The sequence below is a fragment of the Fluoribacter gormanii genome, assembly GCF_900156395.1.
In the GTDB taxonomy this organism is placed as follows: Bacteria; Pseudomonadota; Gammaproteobacteria; order Legionellales; family Legionellaceae; genus Legionella; species Legionella gormanii.
In genome coordinates this window covers 106,318-129,085 of the sequence record NZ_FTNL01000003.1, presented here as the reverse complement: position 1 = coordinate 129,085, position 22,768 = coordinate 106,318, and the positions used below count along the sequence as shown (strand labels likewise).

Below are 22,768 nucleotides of genomic sequence, written 5' to 3'. Positions count from 1 at the left end.
TGAATGGCTACTAGAACGATAAATGAACTAACTACAGAAATTATTGCTTTGAAAAAAAAGGGGGGAATTGGTCTTGATATGTCAGGATGTAATCTTGGCCAAAAAACTGACTTAGAGTTGTTGCCCTTATTTGACGTTTTGAAAGGCTCCGGAGTAAAAATTCTTGGTTTGGGGAATAATTTTCTTTGGGAAAAAACAGCTACTGAGCTGACGGCAATGTTAAGTCTTATAAAAGATGCAGGAGTTATAGATCTTGATTTGTATGGGAATGATCTTTGGCAAAAATCAGCAATTGAGCTTGTAACTATGTTAGGTGCTTTAAAACAGTCAGGGGTGAGGAAGTTTTGTTTGGGTGGAAATAATCTTTGGAAAAAATCAGGGGATGAATTAGCAATCATTCTGGGTGCCTTACAGGGTTCTGGAATTGATCAGCTTAATTTATCTGACAACCATCTTGGAGAAAAAACTGGTGTTGAGCTCGCAACGATGATGAATGCTCTAAAACATTCTGAAGTATGCCACCTTAATTTGAGTAACAATAAACTAGGTCAGAAAACAGATACAGAGCTGGCTCTTATGTTTACTGCCTTAGAAGGTTCTGGGGTAGAGCATCTGGTTTTAAGAGGTAATAATTTGGCTCAAAGAACGGGTGCTGAGTTGGCTAATATTTTAAAAGCTTTGAAAAACTCTGGCGTTAAGTATCTTGATTTAAGCTGGAATTATCTTGGACAAAAAACAGGTTCCGAGCTAGCGACTATGTTAGACGCATTAAAAGATTCTGGAATAACTCATCTTGATTTACGTGAGAACCGCTTGGGACAAAAATCGGGTGCTGAGTTGGCTTTAATGTTAGGTGCTTTAAAAGACTCTGGAATAACTCATCTTGATTTACGTGAGAACCGCTTAGGACAAAAAACAGGTGTTGAGTTAGCTTCGATGTTAGGTGCTTTAAAAGGTTCGGGGGTTAAGTATCTTGATTTGAGTTGGAATGATCTCGGGCAAAAAACAGGGATTGAACTAGCGATGATGTTAGAGGCTTTAAGAGAATCAGGGATAACACATCTTAGTTTGGCTTGGAATGAACTAGTTGAAAAAACTGGAGCTGAGTTAATTGCTCTGCTCAGTGCTCTAAACAAATCAGGGGTGACGCATCTTGATTTGTCAGCGAATCAATTGGGTTGCAAAAAAGCCTCTGAGCTTGCTGCAATGTTACGTGTTTTAAAAGGCTCCGGAGTAACACATCTTGATTTGTCGGGTAATAATCTGGATGAAAAATCGGGAGCTGAACTTGCTCTTATTTTTGCTGAGCTTGAGGGTTCAGGAATAACTCATATTAATTTGAGTTGGAATGATTGGAATAATAAATCAATCATTGAGCTTGAAACATTAATTGCTGCTATTCCTAAGAGTGTTGTATCGATTAGCTTAATGTGTTCGGAACTTAACAAAATGGATGAAGCAAGAGTCAAGGTGATTAAAAATCGGTTTCCAAATCCTGAAAATCTTATCCTGATTGATAAAGAGAATAGACAATTAGATACATCTCTAAGAAAGGCTGATGCAAATGCTTATAGGAAGCTAGGCTATCAGACTACTATCCCGTCGCTTTTAAACCATTACGCCTTGTTTATAGCCCAAAATAAACAACTATTTAAAAAGCGATATCAAGAACTCCCTACAGACTTAATTGATTATGTTAATGAACTCAAAGTCTAGATAAAATTTAAATCAATCTAAAATTATTGGCCTAATTCATAAAATAGATTGTAAATTCTGTAGCCTCAGATTTTGATAAAGATTAGTTTATCGCGCCGAATCTGAGGCTGTAAAAATCATTTTCAAATGTACTTATTTTAATGTCGTGATAATGAATGATAATGATTTAGTATGGGGTTGTTCTTTGAAATCAAATTCCAAAAAGATTCATTGTCGATTTCCACAATATTAGAAGCCATGAAATCTAAATTGATAAATAGAGTATTAATCATTTCTATAGCCTCTTCGTCACGAGCAAGAAGATGTTCGAGTATTTCTTTCAAACCGATTTGATTTTCTTGAAACCCCCAATATTCGGGATTACTCACTACAAAGGCATCCAGAGCGAATCCAGATTTTAGATTCAGGGTTACTGAAACAAACGCATCAGTAATCATAACTGATTCGCGAGAGAGATCTTCAGGAAGCTTGTCGAGGTCAATTTTGGTTGAGATCAATGCAGTTAAACCGGTGTAATTTCCATCGGCATCTTTGGTTGTTGAAGTAACTACGCCCTTGATAAAAATCGCATCACCGTATTCTTCGGTATAGCTTTTTACAAGTTCTTGCAAAAATTCAATGGCACTGGGAATTATTTGATTGCTCTCTTGGGGGGTTAAAAACTTGGTGAGATCCAGGCCGACAGATCCTTTGAGAACAGTGGTTGGAGATGTACCATTACCATAGTCATAACTTAGATTGTCAACTTTTACTTCGAAGTTGTTTTTTGAGCCGACTTTATTGTAGAGGCTATTTAAAGCGACTTTGGATGCCCGTTCTTTATCAATTTCTACAGCGTCAAATTTAAGTTTTGCAACAGTAGCTTGATTTTGGAAGGGTGAAAGAATATTTGCAATTTCCAAGTTTAATAGGTCAAGTGTATTATCAACAGCAAATGCTCCGGAAATAAGACCAAAGCTTAACCCGAGCGAACAAAGCAGTTTTTTCATGGTAACATCCTGTTTTATCTGATTTATTTTTTATTTATCAGGTTTATATTTTTATTACAAAATGAAGTCAGAAAACCTCAACATGTCGTATAAGCACTGATGGCGTGTATTATGACATTCTTTAGCTGCAAGTCTATTATTTGGTGATTTAAATTGTGAGAAAGAGTTTTGGTATATGCTAAATAGTATCTTATTTCATTATTTCAAAGATTATAGATACAGTTCAAAAAAAGAGACGTCAGGACATCTGCAAAAGTTAGTACATTTGCCATACAGCTTATTTTAAATTTCGACCCTGTTACCAAGCCTTCTTTATTAAATCTGGAAAAAATACGTTTAACTATTGCAAATGAGAATTATTATCGTTTATATTGCAAATGATAATTATTCTCATTTTGTTGTTCTGATCGATGTGGATATCAGCAATTAGAATGTTGTTTTCAAGAATAAGAACTGCAACCGAAAGACAATAAAGAGGGTGGGTACATATGATTTTATCGAATTCTCATGTAAATGAACTAAATTATCAATTACGTTCATTATTAACGAATAATGATTTTCCTATTTCATCCAAACAAATGGGGCATTGTATCGTTGCATCTTATCAGCAGTGTTTTAATCGTTTACGAAGGTCTGCAATTTCAGAAGGATTAATAGATAAAAAAGTATCGAGTCAATCCATTACTGCTTATCTTGATCTGCTGAAGGTTTATTCTCAAAAGCAAAAAACTCACTTTAAATATTGGCATTCATTACATGAAGAATTAAATGAAAGTATTGTAAATCAAGCCTTAGCCCTTGCTTATCAATATCAGTGGCATAAAAAGATTAGGCAGCAGGCAAAAGGATATGCGAGTTTATGGTCTTGGTTAATCGAACATTGCGGCCAACAGCAAATACTTAATTTCTTAGAGCAATGGGGCTGTATGGGGCATCCATCGCACCCCAATTTTCGTGCCAAAATCGGTTTTAACCGGAACGAAGTTGTGCAATATTCCCCTGAATTTAATTCTGAAGTAACGATCGGTTGGGCTGCAATTCACCATTCACTCGCATTTATTTCTACTTCCAAGTCCGCATTCAATTGGCTATTTAGTAATCATTTTCCCAAGGAATACAGTTTGTGGAGTGATGCCTTACAATTAAAGAAATTGAGGCCTGAAGATTATTACCCATTTCCTATTCATCCTTGGCAATGGACTAATAAATTACAAACATTAGCAAAATCTTTATTCAAAGAACATCAGTTTATAGTCAATCCAGTACATCAACGAACCAAACCATCGATGTCCTTTCGAACCATGATGCCTCTTGAAAAGCATGGGCCTCATCTTAAATTGGCGGTTGGTGTCCATACTACCTCATCCTTACGTACGGTTTCTCCAGCTTCGGTAAGTAATTCCTCTGAGCTTTCCCAGTGGATAAATGAGCTACTTACCCGAACTCAATATTATAAGGGACAATTATTTTTAGCTCGTGATTTAGCTGGTATCAACGTATTAAACTCATCTGTCCCCAATGACGAAATGAAGCATTTTGGCCTTATTGTGCGGGAAAATCCGTTACAATGGATCCGGGTAAATCAAAAACTTGTTCCGCTTGCGTCACTCTTTAAACGTTCACCTCTGAGTCAAAGATCATTATTAAGCGAACTCATTGAGCTTAGCGAAAGTTGTCCCGTAGCTTATTTTATGGAGTACTGCCGTTGTGTTTTGGCAGGTCAGCTGCATTTCTTATTATCTTATGGGATTGCTTTAGAAGCACACCAACAAAATACTTTGGTTATTTTTCAGGCCAATCGTCCTTCAGGCCTTGTGCTGCGTGATTTGGGCGGCATAAAAATTTGTACTCATGCCTTTTATGATAAGGTTGCCAAACCATCACTACATCCTGATTCAACAATAACCTGCGCTGGTTTAAGTGAACTGATTAATAAATTCATACACGGTAATTTACTGAGTAATTTAGCCTATGGGATTGATTGCTTAAGTATGGATTATAAGATTTCTAAGTCGATGCTCTGGCGCAAGGTACGACAAATTTTAGATCATCTGTTAGAGGAGTTACGGACTGAAATTGAGCCCCGAATACATCAGTGGTATCGACGCCAATTGCTTGTTGAACCTTGGCAACAAAAAAGTTTGATTGCCATGCGGCTTCATGAAAATCAAAACCAGGATCTTTTTTCTATAATTCGTAATCCTTTGAGCAGAAATTATGGCTAAATCAATACAGTCGCTTCTTTTAATAAGTCAATTTTTTATGATTTTGGCTTTAGAAATGACGAACCCTTTTTTATCCTTGTTGATAGCATCCCAAAGCGATATATCCACACAGGATGCTATATTTTATAGCATGCTCAGTTTTGTATTTCCTATGTTTGCCAATATCATTATGACCCCAATCTGGGGGCTTGCTGCAGATCGCTATGGATCTAAGCCCATGCTGATGCGTGCCGCTTGGGCTTTAGTATTCACTCAATTAACTATGATTTTTGTGAACTCTCTAAATTGGATTTTAATTATTCGTATTTTTCAGGGCGCTTTTGCCGGGTTTATTGTATCAATGCAAACTTATTCGTTAAGTGTTTGTGAATGGCATAATAAAAGCCGACAGTTGTCACGCTTACAATCAGCCAAGGCGATTGCTACAACTTTAGCTGGTTTTACCGGAGGGCTAATCTTAACCACTACCAGTTACAAGGGATTATATGTAATAGCAACGGTAATTTGTCTCACGATTACACTTGTTATGCAATATTACTTGCCAACCTCCCCCAAAAAAGCAGGTAAAGCTCTAGATCAAAAATCCGATAAGCTGATCTTTGACTCACAACCTGTTTACGCGTTATGTTTTTTAATCACCTTAACCCAAATCATTAAATTTTTACCTGACCCAGGATTATCTTTATTTATTAATGATTTGTTTTCTCAAAATTTCATTCTTATTGGTCTAATATATTCACTTCCTGCAGCTGGCATGTTGTTGAGTTCCGAATGGTGTGGGCGTCAGTTTGATCGATGCAGGTCTGATCCGTTTTTAGTCCGAAGTTATTTAATTCGTTACAGTGTGTTAGGTTTTATTCTTATGCTATGTCAAGCAAGCATGAGCAACCTCATTTTTTTTGCATGTATCCGAATGTTATGGGGAGTCGTGTTAGCTGCTTTACTACCCGCATTATTTGCGCTTTTAAGTGATCGTTATCCTTTACCGGGATATGCACTTGGTCTAGCTAATTCTTTTGCCAAACTAGGGAATCTCATTGGTTTGTTACTAGGAGGTGTACTAATTAATTGGCTGTCCTATTCAACACTTTTTGTGATTATTGCAGGCCTTTATAGTTTATTTGCTTTGTTTGTGCCGTGGCTACCCGGATTTTTGATCAATCCACTGCCTCATATTTCCAATAATTATTCTGATAAAACATTATGACCAATAAAGTACTACTAGTTATATTATTTACCTGGTTTTTTGGAAATCTGGATATACATTTTCTGACCCCAGCTTTACCTGAGTTAGCTGCGTTTTTCTTAGTAAAACCCCAAATCGCTCAATTAACGATTAGTCTTTTTCTATTGGGTAAGGCATTGAGTATGATTTTATGGGGAATTCTTTCCGAGTGTTATGGTAGAAAGCCTATATTTATTGGCGGTTTATTATTGTATACACTCTCTAATTTTCTTGCAGCGTGGAGTCCTTCTATTGGTGCTTTATTGTTTTGCCGATTTATTCAAGGATTGGCTGTTGGAGCGACTTTGCTTATGGGAAGAGCAATGATTAACGATACCTATGATGAACAGCATGCGACTCAATACTTTGCCTGGCTTTTCACTTTGGGAGGTTTTTTTATATGTTTTTTACCTACTTTGGGAGGTTTAATTAATAGCCATTGGAGTTGGCAAACAGCATCCATAATCATTGCGTTGTACGCTTTTCTTCTCGTTCCTTTGAGTATCGGGATGCGGGAAACCAAATCTAATTATTCAATTAGTTTGAATTTTCAAGAAACAATAACTACCGTTTTCCGGCATCCTATTTTTGTGGGATATTTATTTATTTCGGGGTTAATGATGGCTGGAGAATCTGCTTTTAATACGTCGGCATCGTTTATTTTAATTAAAGGATCTCAATGGACATCTACCCAATATGGTCTTGCGAAAACAGCTATGGCAATAATGCATTTATTAGGAACAGCGTGTTGCGGTTTTTTGGTAAAATATTATACCAGTAGACAACTTACGGCATTTGGAGTTTATTTGTTCTCATCTTCAGCTGTTTTAATGTGGGTATTTAGTATATTTTCAGACATCATTTATCTTACCTTTGTTATACCGATGATGATCTATTATTTTGGTACGGGTTTTATTGTTGCGAGTGCGACTTCTGCAGTCGTGCGTCCTTTTCCGAAACAAATGGCATTGGCTTTGGCTTTAACTCTATTCTGTCAATTTAATTGCTCTGCTTTATTCAGTTTTATCGCGAGTATTGTCGGTATAACAGATTCTTACTCTTTTATGTTTTTGCTGTGCTTGATTGCCTTGTTGAGTTTAATTACTTTAAATCGACTTAAATTGTCCGAAAAAAAATTATCGAAACAAAGTCTAATTGCCCAATAAACAGTTTGTAATTTGGACAGTTGAAGAGATCATATATCGAGATGGCCTCTTCACTTTTTTAACTAACTTATATATCTATCTTCAATTCATCATGGCGAACCAAAGATGGCTCTTGATTTATTAAAAGCGCTTTTAGTTGCTCAATCTGTTTTATCTTCATTTGTAAGCGGTCGGCAGAATTTGAAAATAAAAAATGGAGAGACGTTTTATCTAAAGAAATTTTATCCAACTCAGTATCGAGCTTTTTACGTGCTATTTCGAGCACCTCATAAAGATGACCGCACATTTCTTTTTTATCAAGAAAAGAGGCATAGTTAATGGATGGGGTGATCTCAAAAAAACCATTCTCCCTGACCCAGGTACAGCGCTCACAGACTGTTTTTAGAAGTTCTGTCTTTTCTTCTAAAGGCATTTCAATTTTGGTTAATTTTAATAAATATTTTGCGTCGGTTAGTAATGCTTGAACAACGGCTTGATTTTGTTGCCAACTTTCTCTTTTATATTGTGATGTTGAAACTTCATAGCTTCTGCAAATTTTTCTTAGATCACCTAAAATACGTTCATCATTAAATGGTTTCTTTTTATTTAAACCGCCAATGGACCAAAATAAAAGAAAATAATAGGCGTCAGTTCCTTCCAGGGCATCTGCATGAGATAACTTCTGATGTAATCGAGGTTTTCTCAAATTCAGCAGTGTTTGGCTATAAAACTCATCATGCATTCCTACTTGCTCAGCAGTGAACAGATAGAGATGTCGCATACACGTTGAGAATTCAATTGGATTTATTGTATTGCGAAACAATTCGAGAGGGCATTGTTCTCCTTTAGGTTTTTGATAGTCATAAACATGTAAGATTCTTAACAAGCTAAAGTCAATATGCATATATTTATTCTCTATTTTTAATTCACGCAAAAAATAAAATGCAGAAAATATCAAAAATTGATAATCATGAATTTAAATATTACAGATAGCCGCTCATGAAAGCAACTATTTGAATTATGAGAATAAATGGAGCCATGTTGCCTCATATGTTTATGCATTCCTTTGCGCTTAGTTTAATAGCGATAATCTATTACTCTTAAATTAGCTTGCCCTTCCAGTTTGTTTTCTTTCTAATAACCAGTCCCGAAGCATATAAAACAACACCGGTAAGAATCAGAGATAATGTACGAATAATTGTAGGCGCTGATGATGCATCATAAAGTAATGCTTTACCTGCTGCAAAAAATAATACAATCAGTACGGATTTTGCTATAAGCACATCATTTCTCAGCGTTGAAATGCGCAATATGATAAGTACGTATGCAAGCCAGGAAGCAGATACAGCTAATGTACTGTATTCGATGGTCAGCTGGTAAAGACTCATAATTGCAAGGAGATGTGAGGCAGCCAGTAGAACATAGCAATATTCTTCTTTTTGAGCTAACTCCTTGTAATTTTGGATTAATAAAAACCAAATACTCGCAAAAGACACTCCAGCTACTAAAGGCCAGGATAGCTCATTGCTACTAATTAAGTGACTTAATATACTAAGGTATTCAATCCCTAAGATAGCTGAAAGCGCCACAAATGGAATTAAAAAGGGAATACTCCATTGAATCAGTTTAATTTTTTCATGTAAAAGAGCATACCCAAAAACGATTACAGCAAAAAGCCATGGCTTTAAACTTAAGGGCAAAAGGCCAAGATAAATCGAATGAAAACAAACAAGTGTTACAAAGGTTAGCAATACATTCCGACTATTAAAACGACGCTCAGGGAACCAACGTTTAGCGGAGCAATAAAGCCCGACTAAAAGAGCTGCTGAAGCTAATGAAACGCATGAAGCCAAAGTAGGGTCAATACGAATGAGATAATAATATTCCATTGCATAGAAAATTAATAATACAGGGAATAGACTCCAGGATTCTCTCTCTGTGAGATGCTTTTTAGTCAACTGCGTATGAAATAGGGTGCCTATTGAATAGATAAGAAAATTAATAACCAGTACTGTAGCAATTAACACATCTTGATGGAGTTTTAGTCCCACTACTGCGGTAATTGATATTGCTAAATAAGCTGAAATCATGGTTAAGGTGCGCGACTCCACCCAAATAGCAAGTGTGGCAAAATTCAACGAACAAATTGTGAAATAATACAAAGAAAATATAGCGTTATTTTCAACTCCAGCAACAAGAGGGGCGATGTATGCGCCTAAGGCAGCAACGATCGCATAAATATCATGTTTAAATCGTAAATAAAACCAGATTGAGACTCCGGAGATAATCGTTGATATGGCGATGACCGTTTGAAATGAAATGAGTAAATAATATTGATATGCAGCAAAACAAGTTAAATAAAGTACAGTTGCTCCTGCTGCTGGTAAAAAGCAGGCATATATTCTATCTGCACTAGAAATAATAATCCCACCCGTAAATAGGGCCATTCCAAGTAATGTAGCTACTCCAAGTTGCTTTTCATGGGTCAGCCATCCAGATTCAATTGATAATTTAACAATAAAGCAAGCTGCTAGAATAAAACAAACAGAAGCTACAAGCCCCAACCAATTACCTGACATGGGCTTCGGTGTTGATTTGTTTGTACTTCTTTTGCTTTTAATCGATTTAGATTGTTTTGACGTGGTCGAAGTAATGCCATTAATTTTTTCAACTATTGACACACGCGCTTCTAATGCGTGTAAGCATTTTTCAATATCAATTGGTTCCAAAGAAGTATATCCTATATATTAAAACTTGCTCAATTTTACATCATTGTGCCCATTTGTTTCGAGTATTATTTTAAAATTAATGTAAAATTTTTTTATTTAATAGATTTAGACAATTCAAAATAGTATCTGGAGATCGAGTAAAACGCAGGGTAATCTGGTAAATCGATACACAAACTGGGCTCCGCTGTGTTTCACCCAGGCTAATGTAGCGATTATTCCTACGCCAGCGTCGAATGATTGTTTAATCAGCCATATGATACACTATTACCTATAGACCCTCTAAAATCGTGCTGAGGAATAACTGTGAGATTACAAATTAAAGAAATTATTTATCTTTTATCCGCTATGAAAGATGTTGCTACGGCTCATGGGAAACAGACATTAACACCACTGCAACAATCTTCCCTTAGAGCAGTATATTCTCAGGTATTTGGACATAAAGATGAACTGCAATTAACACATCTAATTGACACGCCGCTTTCTAGTTTTAGCCAAGTTATTCCGGATGCGATAAAGGCAGAATATGTATTGCGTTTTTTAGTAATCACAGCCTTGATGGATAAAACAATTGATCGTGAAAAAATTTTAACTGTATTAGATTATGCAAAAGCCGCCAATATATATCCCCATTATCTAAACCAATTAAATAAAACTTTAGAAGGCGATATTCAGTGGCTTATTAAAGATATTATGCGTAAAAATCTTGAAAGTTTTGATATTTTTCCAAATATTCAGGATGAAAAAGATATTGAAAATTGGCTTTTTCCTTATCGCGGTGACAAAAAAAATCCACAACTTTCAGAACGATATGAGAGTCTTCGTTACTTACCCGAAGAAAGCTTTGGACATCATATTTGGATGCAATTTAAAACGAATAATTACAAATTTCCTGGCGAGGAAGAGGGAGCTAATTACGAATTTATCATGCCCCATGACTCAATTCATGTTTTAAGCGAATATGATACAAGTCCCTATGGTGAACTCTTGGTTTCTGTTTTTACCTCAACAATGCTGGAAAAAAATTCGATTGATGGTCATGTTATTCCTGTTATGTATTCTTTTTACTTGGGTATCAAGCTTAATGAACTTGCAGGTTCTGCTCAGGTAGAGATTGATCCTTTTGAGTTTTGGGATGCATGGTATCGTGGTTCGCAAATGCAAATTAACTTATATTCAAAAGGATGGAATATTTGGGATGTCGCTGAAATACCGCTTACTGATCTAAGAGCGCTTTATCATGTTTTACCTAAATCCCTAGGAAACAAGAAAAATTAGCTGAATTGAAAAAATCGATTTTTGCACGTAAGGCTTGCATTTAGTTTGGTGCTAAAGGGGCGAAACACCCCTTTGGAGACTTTACTTTTTTATTCCTGCAATGATTACTTCCTCATCATCATTATCGTCATGTGCTTTTGCAATTTTTTTGGCAAGTTTCTGGTAAAACATACTGCACGGCATTTCTTCGACGCCTCCCTTTTTATTGACATCAAAACGAGAACATTGAGTATCATCAATTTTTTCCACATAAATTTGGTGTCTGTCCCTTTCTCCATCTTTACGGACTGTAGGATAAGTGATTAATACTTGATCGTAATCTTTGAGTAAATCTTTTACTTTTTCCCCACTTTCACTTTCACTAGCTTTAACCTGTTTGGTTTTATATGGAATATTATGATCTACAAATACCGCATGCAAACCGTCTTTTCCCTGATGTATAAGATCAACCTGGTGTAGTTTTTCTTTTATAGCCTCTTCGTAAATATGTTCAGCACTTCCTCTCATAAAACTGTCATCTCGAAGGCCTAATTTTTTCTCAAAATATAAGTTGACTACTGGAGAGCAAATGCCATTCTCATCAGCGGATACACCTACTTCATCTAGGATTTCATCTTGGGTTGTAAATGTTTTTTCAGAGGAGGACGTTTCGGGGCTTGCAAGAGATGCCATGATTATTTTTGATGAACTCGAGTCATTTGATTCGTGACTGTCCTCTGCGAGAGAATGATTTATATCCAAACGATTTGAAACGGCATTTTTCAAAGCTGTGAATTGAGTTGCAGCAAAATTGACAACGAAATTTATTGGTGAAAACAATGAATTTGAACTTGTTCGAGGCTCTACTTTATTCATTTCATTACGGCTTATATTTGATGAGCGCTCATCATCGCCGTTGTTTGTTTCATAAATACTGGGCAAACCTTCATACGCCTCATGGAGCTCTTTCTCTAGGTCATTATCTGTATCTAAATAATCACTCACAGGAATTCCTGATTGATTATCAGACTCTAATGGCAAAGGGGGGGTAGCAACTGAGAGAGAGTTGTGAGCATCACTTACCAAATTTGGATCGCCAAATGCGTCTTCCATAGTCAATTCCTCCTATACTATTTACATCCATAGCATGTCACTATGTTAACACAGTGAAAAATTTATTACCACAAAGTCGCTTTATTCCAATTCGTTGATGGCGTGCATTCTAATAAGTTATTTACTCTAATAAAGATGCAATTTCTCGCTGTAGTTTTATGTTTAGAGAAATCTAATGAAGGCTTAAGATACCTTCATTAGATAATTATGATGCTAAACTTTCTTTACAGATGAAAGATCGCTCGAACTTTCATCAATATTTTCACTAGTAGTTGTGCTAGCAGTTGTATTAACATCCTTTTTAATTGCCTTATCAGAGCGTTCCTTGATTTTGCTTATTAAATAGGCGGTACTAGGAGATTCAATCACAAAACCAGGTTGTGAGGTGACACCACCATTAATTGGTTCTAAATCAAGAGCAAGTATTTCAGCAACACCTTTTCCTGTATGAATTATTTTGCCTGCCTGGTCATAAACATCATCGCCTTTTCCAAATTCATGAGCAACATCAAATTCTTTTCTCGCATGAGAAACTGCTTCGCTAGGTGGATGTATTTCCGAATTATACTCTTTAGAAGATTGTTGCTTCGCATTTGCATGTTCCTTCAATGATTTGCGAGCTCCAGGCAATAATGGTTTCCCATTTTTATCGAGAAAGACATTGACACCCACCATTTCAGTATTCTCTGCACCACCTGTTTTCTTATGAAGCTTTTCTCTGTCTTTATATCGAAATTGGTGGTTTTCGCATTCTTTGATATCTGTTGTTGCGGCGCCATGAATCGTATCAACGACTGCTACTAAAATTTTATTTGTTGAACCTACATTTTTTTGATGTTCCTGATAGTCTGCAGAATCAAAATTATTCTCAATTGGTGGTTCAGGAGTAATCTCATCTGGTGAAGATTGCTGCTCAGTACTAGAGGCTGTATTATTCCTTCCAGTGAAGGGAGATGCAATAATATTGGCAATATACGCGATAGGAGTTAATAGAAGTTTAGCTCCTGACCAAGATTCACCGCTTTTCTCGGGAAGACTGCTTGTATTTGATGATGGACTATTGTCACTTTCATAAGAACTGGATGATTCATATTGACTTTGCGAATCTTGCTCTTTTTTATCATAATCTGCATCGAATTTATTATAATCTGTATCGAAATACTCTTCTATGGGTATTCCGCTGACTTCTGGGCTCACTGAGGTGGTAGTTGTGGTGGTGTTGTTGTTTTCTACCGGAGGCTCACTAATAACCGGGCCAGACTCTTCTTTATTAACTTCTTGGATATCGTCGGAGTCAATTGAAAAATCAAACCCCATATCACCTTCATATCTTGATTGCATAATTCTACCTCTTAACTGGATTTTTACGGATGTAATTGATATTTTAACTGACCATCATTAAGGCATTATTAATATTTATTGCGCATCAATGGATTGTGGTAAATTTCACCATCATGCCCATGCTAAGGATGACGAGGGGAGGTTACATGGTGTTAATGTTTAGATGACGCTTTTATTCATGAGAGGTGTATTTCTAGATACATTAAACAATATTTTGAAAAGTAGAAATTCTGACAGGATTAGGACTCTGCTCTAAGAACAATACATATACGCATTTGATTTAGAATGGAAACAAAAATTACAAAAGATATAGTGATAATTTTTGTACTTAAATAGTAATCTAAATGAAATAATATAGCGTGTAATCTTATATTTTTTTACTAAAACTTCTAAAGAATAGTCCAGGTAATGATGCCACTTGTGTAGTAAGAAATATCACTTTGATTACCATACCAATACTGGGAAATAGGTAAAGAAATGCCAACCTGTACAATTAGTTTTGGTGTGGAAAACCAGAGCGAAGGGGTCGCATAAATAATATTTCCTCCTGTATCAGGAACAACATTCGATGCGAATTTGGTTTTATCGCTATACTCACCGTTAAATTCAAGTAATCCTGAAAGTATGTATTTCCTTTCTACACTTTTGATATTACGTCCTATTCCCAAATTATAATAATATTGAGTTCCTTCTTGAATTGAATCCTGCTTACTGAAAAATAAAGCTCCTGGAGCAATAAAGCTATACCAATCAATTAGAGTACGAGAATAAGTGGCTCCAATGAAATATGTCATTGCATTGAAACTGCTTGGAGAATTTTTTTTCGAAAATCCTGACACGCGCTTATCTGGATTCAGGCTTTTAGAAAATGCATTTAAATTGTTGATAGGAAACGTAGGAGAGAAAATAATAGTGGCTTGGTCAGAATATTTTGAGCTATTGTGATTATAAAAAGCATATTCTAAATCCAGCGAAAAATCGCTTATACCAGATAGATTTTGATTGTCATTTTTATAACTTAAAGCAACAGGTAACGTGAGTAACAAAGAAGCTGAGTCTGTTATTCCATAAAGCAGGGAGGGTGTAACATCTAGAATCTGCTGAGTTTGACTGTATAAGTAATTGGGATTAAATGAAACAATCAATTGATTTTTATCAATTATATTTTGACCAAAAGAAAAAAATGGGCCTGGCTGTTGTGACGTTGCCAAAGAAAAATTACCTACTGTTGGAGGCTGATTCGCTAAACTAGGGTAAATAGCTACTGATTCAGTTGTATAACTTAAGAATAATAAAAATAGCAATCTTCTGCACGAGCTTTGAAGATTGGTTCGTTCCTGCATCCCGCGCTCCCTAATTAAATTCCACTCGGCTTCTCTTTTGTTATATTTCTCCTAGCATAATCCTATGCTAGGTATAGAGCAAATAGTAGCCTATAGATACTAATACAGGCCTGTTAATGGGAAATAACTATCTATCTAGCATGCCTAATTTTATGAGATAGCAAATCACTGCCTCTCACTGTTGATATTTTACTCTGGTGGTTATAAAATGAACATATCGTTGAGCAAGATATGTACATTGACACTATATGAAAATTTATTTAGTGGGGGGCGCAGTACGTGACAAATTACTTGGTTTGATCCCCAAAGATAACGATTGGGTTGTCGTAGGTGCAACTCCAAATGATATGCTGACATTAGGTTATAAGCAAGTACCTAATGGCCAACTAACAAGCGGTTTTCCTGTATTTTTACATCCCGAGACTAAAGATGAGTATGCTCTTGCTCGTTGCGAAAAGCGAATAGGTCATGGGCATGGAGGTTTTGAGTTTGATATCTCACCTAATATCACTTTAATAGAAGATTTAAAGCGTCGAGACTTGACCATAAACGCCATGGCCATGTCATTTGAGCAAGGAAAACTGGGGGAATTGATTGATCCTTATAGTGGTCAATCCGATTTAGAGAAAAAAATATTACGGCATGTATCACCCGCATTTGTTGACGATCCTCTTCGATTATTAAGGACTGCGCGCCTTGCCGCTTGCTTAGGTTTTCAAGTAGCAAAAGAAACGATGATGCTTATGGAACAGATGGTTGCCGAAGGCAAAATCAGCGAATTAAGCACTGACCGAATCTGGAGTGAGCTAGAGCGAGCTCTTATGGGAGAGCATCCGGAAAATTTCTTTGAGGTGATTAAGAAATGTGGTGCAGATGGTATTTTATTTCCTTTTATGAATATATCAGATGCTAGCATTAAAGCCCTGCAACGAGCAGCAGAGCATAAAGATTCTGCTCATATACGTTTTGCTGTATTGATGCATAATCTGACCCAAAAAGAGATAATCAAGTTTTGCAAACAATTCAACGTACCGGGTCAATATCGTGATCTAGCCTTATTAACAAACCTTCATTTGGCACGGTTCCGACAGATTCATGAGCTGGATGCTAAAGAGCTATTTGACTTATTAACAAACATTGGTGCGTTCCAAAATAAAGAACGTTTTAGCGATTGCTTACATGTGTTTGAGCGATGCACGCAAAACTCGACCTATGTAGAACAAGCACGGTATGCTTTTCAAGCTGCCCAAACAATTGATACTAAAGCGCTCGCTGCAAAATATTTGGGAAGTGAAATTTCTAGAAAAATAAAGATAAGTCGTATTGAAGCAATCCAACAATGTCTCAATAATTCAGAATTAAACCTGCGTCCTTAAATAAAAAAATATCTTTTCCAACAAACTGCTCTATGAGTTGTTCTATAATATTTTGTAACCGCATAAGGATGCTAAAGACTGATACAACCCATGCTCTAAGTTTTGGAACTATTCTTATTCGCGCCCTTTATGAATCTTTTTTTACCTGGTTTGGTGGATGTTGAGGTTGCTTTCTTTTTGCTTACAAGAACATGTTTTTTGGGTTTTGGACAACTATTGGTTTGGGGAACAGTGTGATTGGGTTCAAAATCCTCGATTTCAATACGGTTTAATTTGCGTTGAATTAGTTTTTCTATAGCGTGTAATTGATTGACTTCATCAGCACTGACTAAAGAGACTGCTAATCCTGAGGCTCCGGCGCGACCAGTTCGACCGATACGGTGGACGTAGTCTTCAGCAACTTGAGGCAAATCAAAATTAACTACACAGGGTAATTGATCAATATCAATACCTCGAGCCGCAATATCTGTAGCAACCAAAATATGTAAATCACCAGATTTAAATTCTGCTAAAGCTTTAGTGCGCTGGGATTGTGATTTATTGCCATGGATGGCGGCAGCATGAATTTGTGCCTCAGCCAATTGCTTTACTAATTTATTTGCACCATGCTTGGTCTTGGAGAATACCAAAGTTTGACCCCATTTGTTTTTATGGATCAAATGGCTCAGTAAAGCGGCTTTTCGGCTTTTATCAACCGGGTGTACTGTCTGTTTAATTTTAACTACCGTTGTATTTCGTGGCGTAACATCAATTTCTACAGGATGGTTTAGAATAGTTTTGACAAGATTACGAATTTCATCGGTAAACGTTGCCGAGAACATAAGATTTTGTCGGTTTCTTGGTAAGTGTTGAATAATTCGTTTCATATCGTGAATAAATCCCATATCCAGCATTCTATCGGCTTCATCCAGAACTAAAGTATCCACCTCATCAAATTGTATGGCCCGTTGTTGATGTAAGTCCAGCAACCGTCCGGGGGTGGCGACTAAAAGCTCAACGCCAGAGCGTAACTTCATCATTTGAGGATTAATTTTTACGCCACCAAAGACGACTGCTGAGCGAAGTGATAGATGCCGTCCATATTGAAGGATGCTTTCATGGACTTGACTGGCTAGTTCACGAGTTGGAGTGAGAATGAGAACTCGGGTTCTATTGCTTTTTGCTCTAGGTTTTGAACTGAGCTTTTGTAAGATTGGCAATACGAAACTTGCAGTTTTACCCGTTCCTGTTTGTGCTGAAGCAAGAACATCTTTACCTGATAATACGCTGGGAATGGCTTGAGTTTGAATAGGGGATGGTTCCTTGTAGTTTAATTCGTTAAGGGCTTGAAGTAATGGTTCAATTAAACCTAACGATTTAAAACTCATGCTGTTTTCCTTTGTTTATTTGGTATCAGTAAGGGAGAGATAATATTGCTTACATTGTTCAAAATGTTTATTTGGAGGGCAATTATATCACAAATTTCAGAGAGTACGTTAGAATGTGCTTTAAATCAATAACAAATTGCAGCAATAAGGCTGTATCTAAGCTGGGTGTTATCAATATTCGGTCCCTTTTCTAAAATCAAAAGAAACTAAATTACTATCTGGGTTTGACTTCATAGGTTATTGATTTGACTTGAGATAAATCCTCTTTATCTGATTTCTCTTTTTCTTCAGTTTGATCAACCACGCGACTAACCATCTTCTCAATCTCTTTTTCCATCTCATCGTTATCAATGCTGCTCTTCGAATTATCGAAAAACAAAGGTACATTTTTGTTCTTATATTCGCTTGCATAAGCAGATACTTTAATGCCAGCAATAAATCGGCGATCTATAGTGTCAACATGTAATACATAGTTATAACCTTTCACAAAGACAGACCTATCTAATTTTGCGGCCTTTACCATATCAATTATACTTTTTAGCAAGCTCTCTTTAAGTTTAGGATACTCTGATTCATCTATCTTGATGTTATTAAAAAAACAGTAGAATTGCTTATTCGTTTTATATTCAGGATTTTTCTTACTGTATTTTTGACTCGCAAAAAAAATCTTATGAAATGCTCCAAACTCATTTTTATCCATTAACCTGGCTCCCTTGCCATCTCTTCTTAAATATCTATCAGAAGTATTCTCTTTAGGATTAGGGAACGGTATTTTTTTCCCATTTGGATAGAGTGTCTTATGAAGTTTGCCGACTTGATCATCTGATAATTTCAGCTGGAATCGATTTGTGATGCCATTTTCATTTTTGAGATATATAAGTGAATGTTCCTCAGCCTCCTTGACCCAAATAAAGGCATGATCACAATTCATCTCTTTTAATAAGGCGTTACATTTTACATCATCGGGCGTAGAGGACATTAATACCAATCCACAGGAGGGTAGTGATACCTTTGAGGTTCTATCAACCAACCTTTGGTTTATTATTTTTTCAGCTTCGAGTACTGAAGATTTTGCTGAGTTGCATGTTAAAAGGGTTATCCGATTTATGTTAGGGTAAGATTTTAAAAGTTCAACAATCTCTTTTTGATAAAGCCCTCCTATTTTCCTTTCGCCATCAAAATATGGATCATGTGCCAACAAAACCAAATTAATGGAGGGATTTTTCTTCATTCTGTCCAAGCAAGATCGAATACTATTGGAATCAACATGTATCGTTTTATTTAAACGTTTCTCGGAATTTGCGTATACAAGATAAGAATCTCGTATTTCCCCATCTGTCGCGAATGCTTCTGGTTTAGTTACTACTACGTGCTCACAACTGTCCAAGATTTGGTCGATAATACTGTGGTAAGCATTCGTTTCTGGAAAAAATGCAGCCGCTCTAAAATCTGCAGATAGAATTTTTTCTGGTGTGACTGCCTCAATGACTTTTTCCTTGAGCTTACCAGGAATATTTGCAAGAGCCATACTATCGTTGCGAACCCACTCAATGCAGACTTCCAGGAGAAATTGGTTAGGCACTTGCCTTATAAGAGCAGGGTTTTTCTTTACTGCGGCGAGACAAATTTGAGGGGTACACATCTCCCTAGGGAGTTTCATGAATAGACTCCCATCTAATCCTATCCCTAATAGCCATAATTCCTGACTATCAAATTGCTTCGGAAAAGATTTTAACCCCAATGCATGCCATTTATCTTTTAAAATTGCGAGTATATCTTCATCATGCTGTTGCGCTTCTGGTAGGTAAAAAAATGCACGCCAATCCTTTTGAACCCCCTCAAGGTAAACCGCTTTATAGCTTGGAGCGTTAGGAACCATGTCAATATTTTGCCATCTTTTTTTTACGGCGCTTAGGCAAACTTCCGGTGTTCGTAAATAGCGAGGAATATATTCTAATTCATCAACTTTATCCTTAACGGCCATCATTATTTTAGGGGTCATTTTTTCTGGACTTACCTCATTGACATAATCAAACGATTTATCCAGGCATGCAATTATAATGTCGTCATTCAATAGCTCATCGGGGACTTTGTAAATCGTTGACCAATTAATTTGCACTGCTATCAGGCATAACTGCTGTTTCTGTTCCTGACTAAAGCGATCTTGATCTATAAATACATCTAATTCATTGGGATTTTTTCTTATCAACGCCTCTACGGCCTCATAACTCATATTTAAATATTCTTGGGGTGCTCTCATATTCGCCTCGAGAAAATGTTGTTGAGATTTGTCATTCTGACAGCAATAAGAACGCAATGATCAAATATTAATTCTCATTAGGTAAGTATAGACAGAAGAGAGATATCGTGAAAAAAATGAGAGTCGTCTGATGAAAAATATGAAGATTGAATATTAGGGCGTGTTGACATTTGGTGTCACGGCCAAAAACCAAGCTAATTTGCGCAAACTTCAGCATGCATTCGTTAAATAGAGCTGGCTATTCGCCTCACTCAATTTAAAATTTGCACTAAATCATCCCGATTTTTGACTCGCACCCCCAAATGTCAACACGCCCTAAGATAGGCTCATTTGGCTATAGAGCACGAAATTAATGCGGTGAAGAAAATTGATTGTTTGCTTCAAAAAAGTTAAAAAATAAATATAATGGCCTGATTAGCTATGGGTTAAACAGGATGAACAGTGATGAGGGGGCTTGATGACTAGTGATAATTATTTTGAAAATCCATTTAAAGGTGTTCCTCTGGATCAACAAGTCACCAATCCTAACATTATTGTAGGTCGCTATAGTTATTATTCTGGCTATTACCACGGTCATTCATTTGATGATTGTGCGCGATATTTATCGCCAGATCTGAATGACGTGGACCAACTTATTATCGGCAGTTTTTGTTCGATTGGTACAGGCGTATCTTTTGTGATGGCGGGTAATCAAGGGCATCGTATGGATTGGATTAGTACCTTTCCCTTTTATTATACAGGTGCGCCAGAGTTTGCTGATGCTCTTGATGGTTATCAGCCTGCCGGTGATACGGTTATTGGGCATGATGTTTGGATTGGCGCAGAGGTCATGATTATGCCTGGTGTTACAATTGGTTCGGGTTCTGTTATTGGCTCTCGTTCGGTGGTGACTAAAGACATTGAGCCGTACTCCATTGTCACAGGCGTTCCTGCTAAGATAATTCGTAAACGTTTTAGTGAAGATGAGATTGCTCTACTGGAAGAAATGGCTTGGTGGGATTGGTCAGTTGAGCGCTTATCTCAAGCACAAAGAATACTATGCTCCAATGATATTCAAAAACTATATGATTATTGGTTAAGTTGGAAGTCGTGTTAATGGAGCAACATACTGGTATTATTGATTGGAAAACTCTCTATCTGAGTTCTAAGGGGGATTCGTAACTTTTGGCGTCCCGGAGAGGATTTGAACCTCCGACCTGCCCCTTAGGAGGCGCGTGCATATTTATCTTAATGAATCCACTATTATCCAGAAAACAATTGAATACAATAAGTTATTATTATTGATTTGTCCATTTGAATCCAATAGAATTCACCTAAAACCAGCAAATTGGTTATCCCCATGGTTAACCCTTTAATAAGAGTTTAGCTTGAAGAACAAATTAACAAAATACGAAGTTGACAATGCTCAGCCCAAGAACAAAGAGTACAATCTTTCTGATGGAGATGGTCTTTTTTTACGAGTTAGACCAAGCGGTGCAAAAAGTTGGGTATACTTTTTTCGTTTAGGAGATGATCGACGATTACATCGAATAACGTTGGGTTCATTAGATGATCTTTCAATGAAAGATGCACGCGAAGAATTAAAGTCTATTCGTAAATTGGTGAGTAAGGGTATTGATCCAAGAACGGCACGTGCCGCAGCCAAAGCAGAAAATTCACAAGCTATCACTATGCAAACACTATTTGATGCTTGGATTATTTATGTTAAAGCAACAGACCAAATGAGTGAACTTTGGGCGAAGCGCCACGAAGATCGCTGGGCTCTTCACCTTAAAAAGGCTCTTGGTAATCTTTTAGTAAAAGACGTTAATAGATATCACTTATCAGCTGTCTTGGAAAAAATGACACTTAGTGGGATTAAAGAAGAAACGCGTAAAGCTCTTACGACCCTTAATTTAATGCTTGATTATGGTTTGAAACACCGACATCTAACTGAAAATCCTGCTCGTTTGTTAAAACCCAAAGATTTTAATGTGACTGCTAATATTCCTCGTGACAGAGCTCTTTCTCTGGATGAACTAAGTAAGCTATGGATTGCATTAGACAAGGCAACTACGTCTTATAATTCCACTTCCATAATTACAGTGAGTGCTATTAAATTGTTAATCTTAACTGGTGCTCGGAGAGGGGAAGTGGCGAAAATGTCATGGAAAGAACTAGATTTGCAAAATGGTATTTGGTCTCTTCCGAAAGAGCGTACAAAAAATAGCCGAGCTCATATTATTTACCTTTCTGATCTTGCAATCAGCATTATTAGAAATCTTCAGCCAATTACTGGACAATCACCTTATGTTTTTGATACGTCTCGTAATGCAAAAGAAAGTCATATCCGAGAAGATACCTTAACACGCTATATAGCTAGATTAAGACAAACTCCCAAAAGTAATCGTCAAACACCGTCTCATGAAGATTTTTCTTTGGTTAATATGGAACCATTTACTGTGCACGATCTTAGAAGGTCTGCTGCCACGGCATGGGCCGAACATTTAAAAATTCCCCCTCACATTGTTGAAAAAATGCTAAATCACCAGCCACTTAATAAATTAGTGATTACTTACCAACGCGCAACGTACAGTGAGCAGCAAAAAAAAGCATGGCTAGCTTGGGATATTATGGTAAGGGATAAGATGGCGAGCTATGCCACAAATACATCAAAAGATTAATTACTTGATCGAGATATATGGA

Annotated in this window: 16 protein-coding genes; 8 read left to right on the top strand and 8 right to left on the bottom strand. The window is 36.7% G+C overall.

The annotated features are described in order from the left end of the window. Positions 1 to 3: 3 nt before the first annotated feature. The gene (locus BW930_RS03285) at positions 4 to 1,716 is read left to right on the top strand and encodes a leucine-rich repeat domain-containing protein (protein WP_058469109.1); all 1,713 of its coding nucleotides are present in this window, start codon (positions 4 to 6) and stop codon (positions 1,714 to 1,716) included. Between the two features lie 137 nt (positions 1,717 to 1,853). Here BW930_RS03285 and BW930_RS03280 read toward each other — a convergent pair whose 3' ends face one another. After that, positions 1,854 to 2,705, bottom strand: coding sequence for a hypothetical protein (locus BW930_RS03280; protein ID WP_058469108.1), 852 nt, complete (start codon positions 2,703 to 2,705; stop codon positions 1,854 to 1,856). Positions 2,706 to 3,193: 488 nt separating this feature from the next. On the opposite strand from BW930_RS03280, the gene BW930_RS03275 reads away from it, so the two are divergent. The 3 genes from BW930_RS03275 to BW930_RS03265 are packed head-to-tail and all read left to right on the top strand — an operon-like array spanning position 3,194 to position 7,321. Further along, complete coding sequence (locus BW930_RS03275; protein WP_058469107.1) at positions 3,194 to 4,930, top strand: IucA/IucC family protein; 1,737 nt, start codon at positions 3,194 to 3,196, stop codon at positions 4,928 to 4,930. Further along, entirely contained in the window at positions 4,923 to 6,137 is a 1,215-nt protein-coding gene (locus BW930_RS03270) for an MFS transporter (RefSeq protein WP_064276552.1), read from the top strand. The genes BW930_RS03275 and BW930_RS03270 overlap by 8 nt, the downstream gene beginning before the upstream one ends. Beyond that, complete coding sequence (locus BW930_RS03265; protein WP_058469106.1) at positions 6,134 to 7,321, top strand: MFS transporter; 1,188 nt, start codon at positions 6,134 to 6,136, stop codon at positions 7,319 to 7,321. Before BW930_RS03270 ends, BW930_RS03265 begins: the two co-directional genes overlap by 4 nt. 67 nt (positions 7,322 to 7,388) lie before the next feature. Here BW930_RS03265 and BW930_RS03260 read toward each other — a convergent pair whose 3' ends face one another. Then, the gene (locus BW930_RS03260) at positions 7,389 to 8,204 is read right to left on the bottom strand and encodes a hypothetical protein (RefSeq protein ID WP_064276554.1); all 816 of its coding nucleotides are present in this window, start codon (positions 8,202 to 8,204) and stop codon (positions 7,389 to 7,391) included. Between the two features lie 196 nt (positions 8,205 to 8,400). Next, the gene (locus BW930_RS03255; protein ID WP_058469104.1) at positions 8,401 to 10,029 is read right to left on the bottom strand and encodes a DUF2339 domain-containing protein; all 1,629 of its coding nucleotides are present in this window, start codon (positions 10,027 to 10,029) and stop codon (positions 8,401 to 8,403) included. Between the two features lie 303 nt (positions 10,030 to 10,332). On the opposite strand from BW930_RS03255, the gene BW930_RS03250 reads away from it, so the two are divergent. Beyond that, on the top strand, positions 10,333 to 11,304 hold the full coding sequence (locus BW930_RS03250) for a hypothetical protein (RefSeq protein WP_058469103.1): 972 nt from the start codon (positions 10,333 to 10,335) through the stop codon (positions 11,302 to 11,304). A gap of 81 nt (positions 11,305 to 11,385) precedes the next feature. Here the strand turns inward: BW930_RS03250 and BW930_RS03245 are convergent, their stop codons facing one another. The 3 genes from BW930_RS03245 to BW930_RS03235 all read right to left on the bottom strand — a co-directional run bounded on the left by BW930_RS03245 (position 11,386) and on the right by BW930_RS03235 (position 15,080). Next, a complete protein-coding gene (locus tag BW930_RS03245) occupies positions 11,386 to 12,396 on the bottom strand; it encodes a hypothetical protein (RefSeq protein WP_058469102.1) in 1,011 nt (336 codons plus the stop codon). Between the two features lie 213 nt (positions 12,397 to 12,609). Next, on the bottom strand, positions 12,610 to 13,737 hold the full coding sequence (locus BW930_RS03240; protein ID WP_058469101.1) for a hypothetical protein: 1,128 nt from the start codon (positions 13,735 to 13,737) through the stop codon (positions 12,610 to 12,612). A 389-nt stretch (positions 13,738 to 14,126) separates the two neighbouring features. Continuing rightward, on the bottom strand, positions 14,127 to 15,080 hold the full coding sequence (locus BW930_RS03235) for a hypothetical protein (protein WP_058469100.1): 954 nt from the start codon (positions 15,078 to 15,080) through the stop codon (positions 14,127 to 14,129). Between the two features lie 248 nt (positions 15,081 to 15,328). On the opposite strand from BW930_RS03235, the gene BW930_RS03230 reads away from it, so the two are divergent. Further along, on the top strand, positions 15,329 to 16,456 hold the full coding sequence (locus tag BW930_RS03230) for a tRNA nucleotidyltransferase/poly(A) polymerase-related protein (RefSeq protein WP_058469099.1): 1,128 nt from the start codon (positions 15,329 to 15,331) through the stop codon (positions 16,454 to 16,456). A gap of 95 nt (positions 16,457 to 16,551) precedes the next feature. Here BW930_RS03230 and BW930_RS03225 read toward each other — a convergent pair whose 3' ends face one another. Together BW930_RS03225 and BW930_RS03220 are read right to left on the bottom strand one after the other, a co-directional pair. After that, the gene (locus BW930_RS03225) at positions 16,552 to 17,823 is read right to left on the bottom strand and encodes a DEAD/DEAH box helicase (RefSeq protein ID WP_058469098.1); all 1,272 of its coding nucleotides are present in this window, start codon (positions 17,821 to 17,823) and stop codon (positions 16,552 to 16,554) included. Between the two features lie 214 nt (positions 17,824 to 18,037). After that, on the bottom strand, positions 18,038 to 20,083 hold the full coding sequence (locus BW930_RS03220; protein WP_058469097.1) for a hypothetical protein: 2,046 nt from the start codon (positions 20,081 to 20,083) through the stop codon (positions 18,038 to 18,040). 457 nt (positions 20,084 to 20,540) lie between these two features. Here BW930_RS03220 and catB point away from each other — a divergent pair, with 457 nt between their 5' ends. Beyond that, positions 20,541 to 21,179 (top strand): type B chloramphenicol O-acetyltransferase, encoded by a 639-nt coding sequence (catB, locus tag BW930_RS03215; RefSeq protein ID WP_058469096.1) that lies wholly within the window; start codon positions 20,541 to 20,543, stop codon positions 21,177 to 21,179. Positions 21,180 to 21,450: 271 nt separating this feature from the next. After that, a complete protein-coding gene (locus tag BW930_RS03210) occupies positions 21,451 to 22,746 on the top strand; it encodes a tyrosine-type recombinase/integrase (protein ID WP_058469095.1) in 1,296 nt (431 codons plus the stop codon). The last annotated feature ends 22 nt before the right edge of the window (positions 22,747 to 22,768 follow it).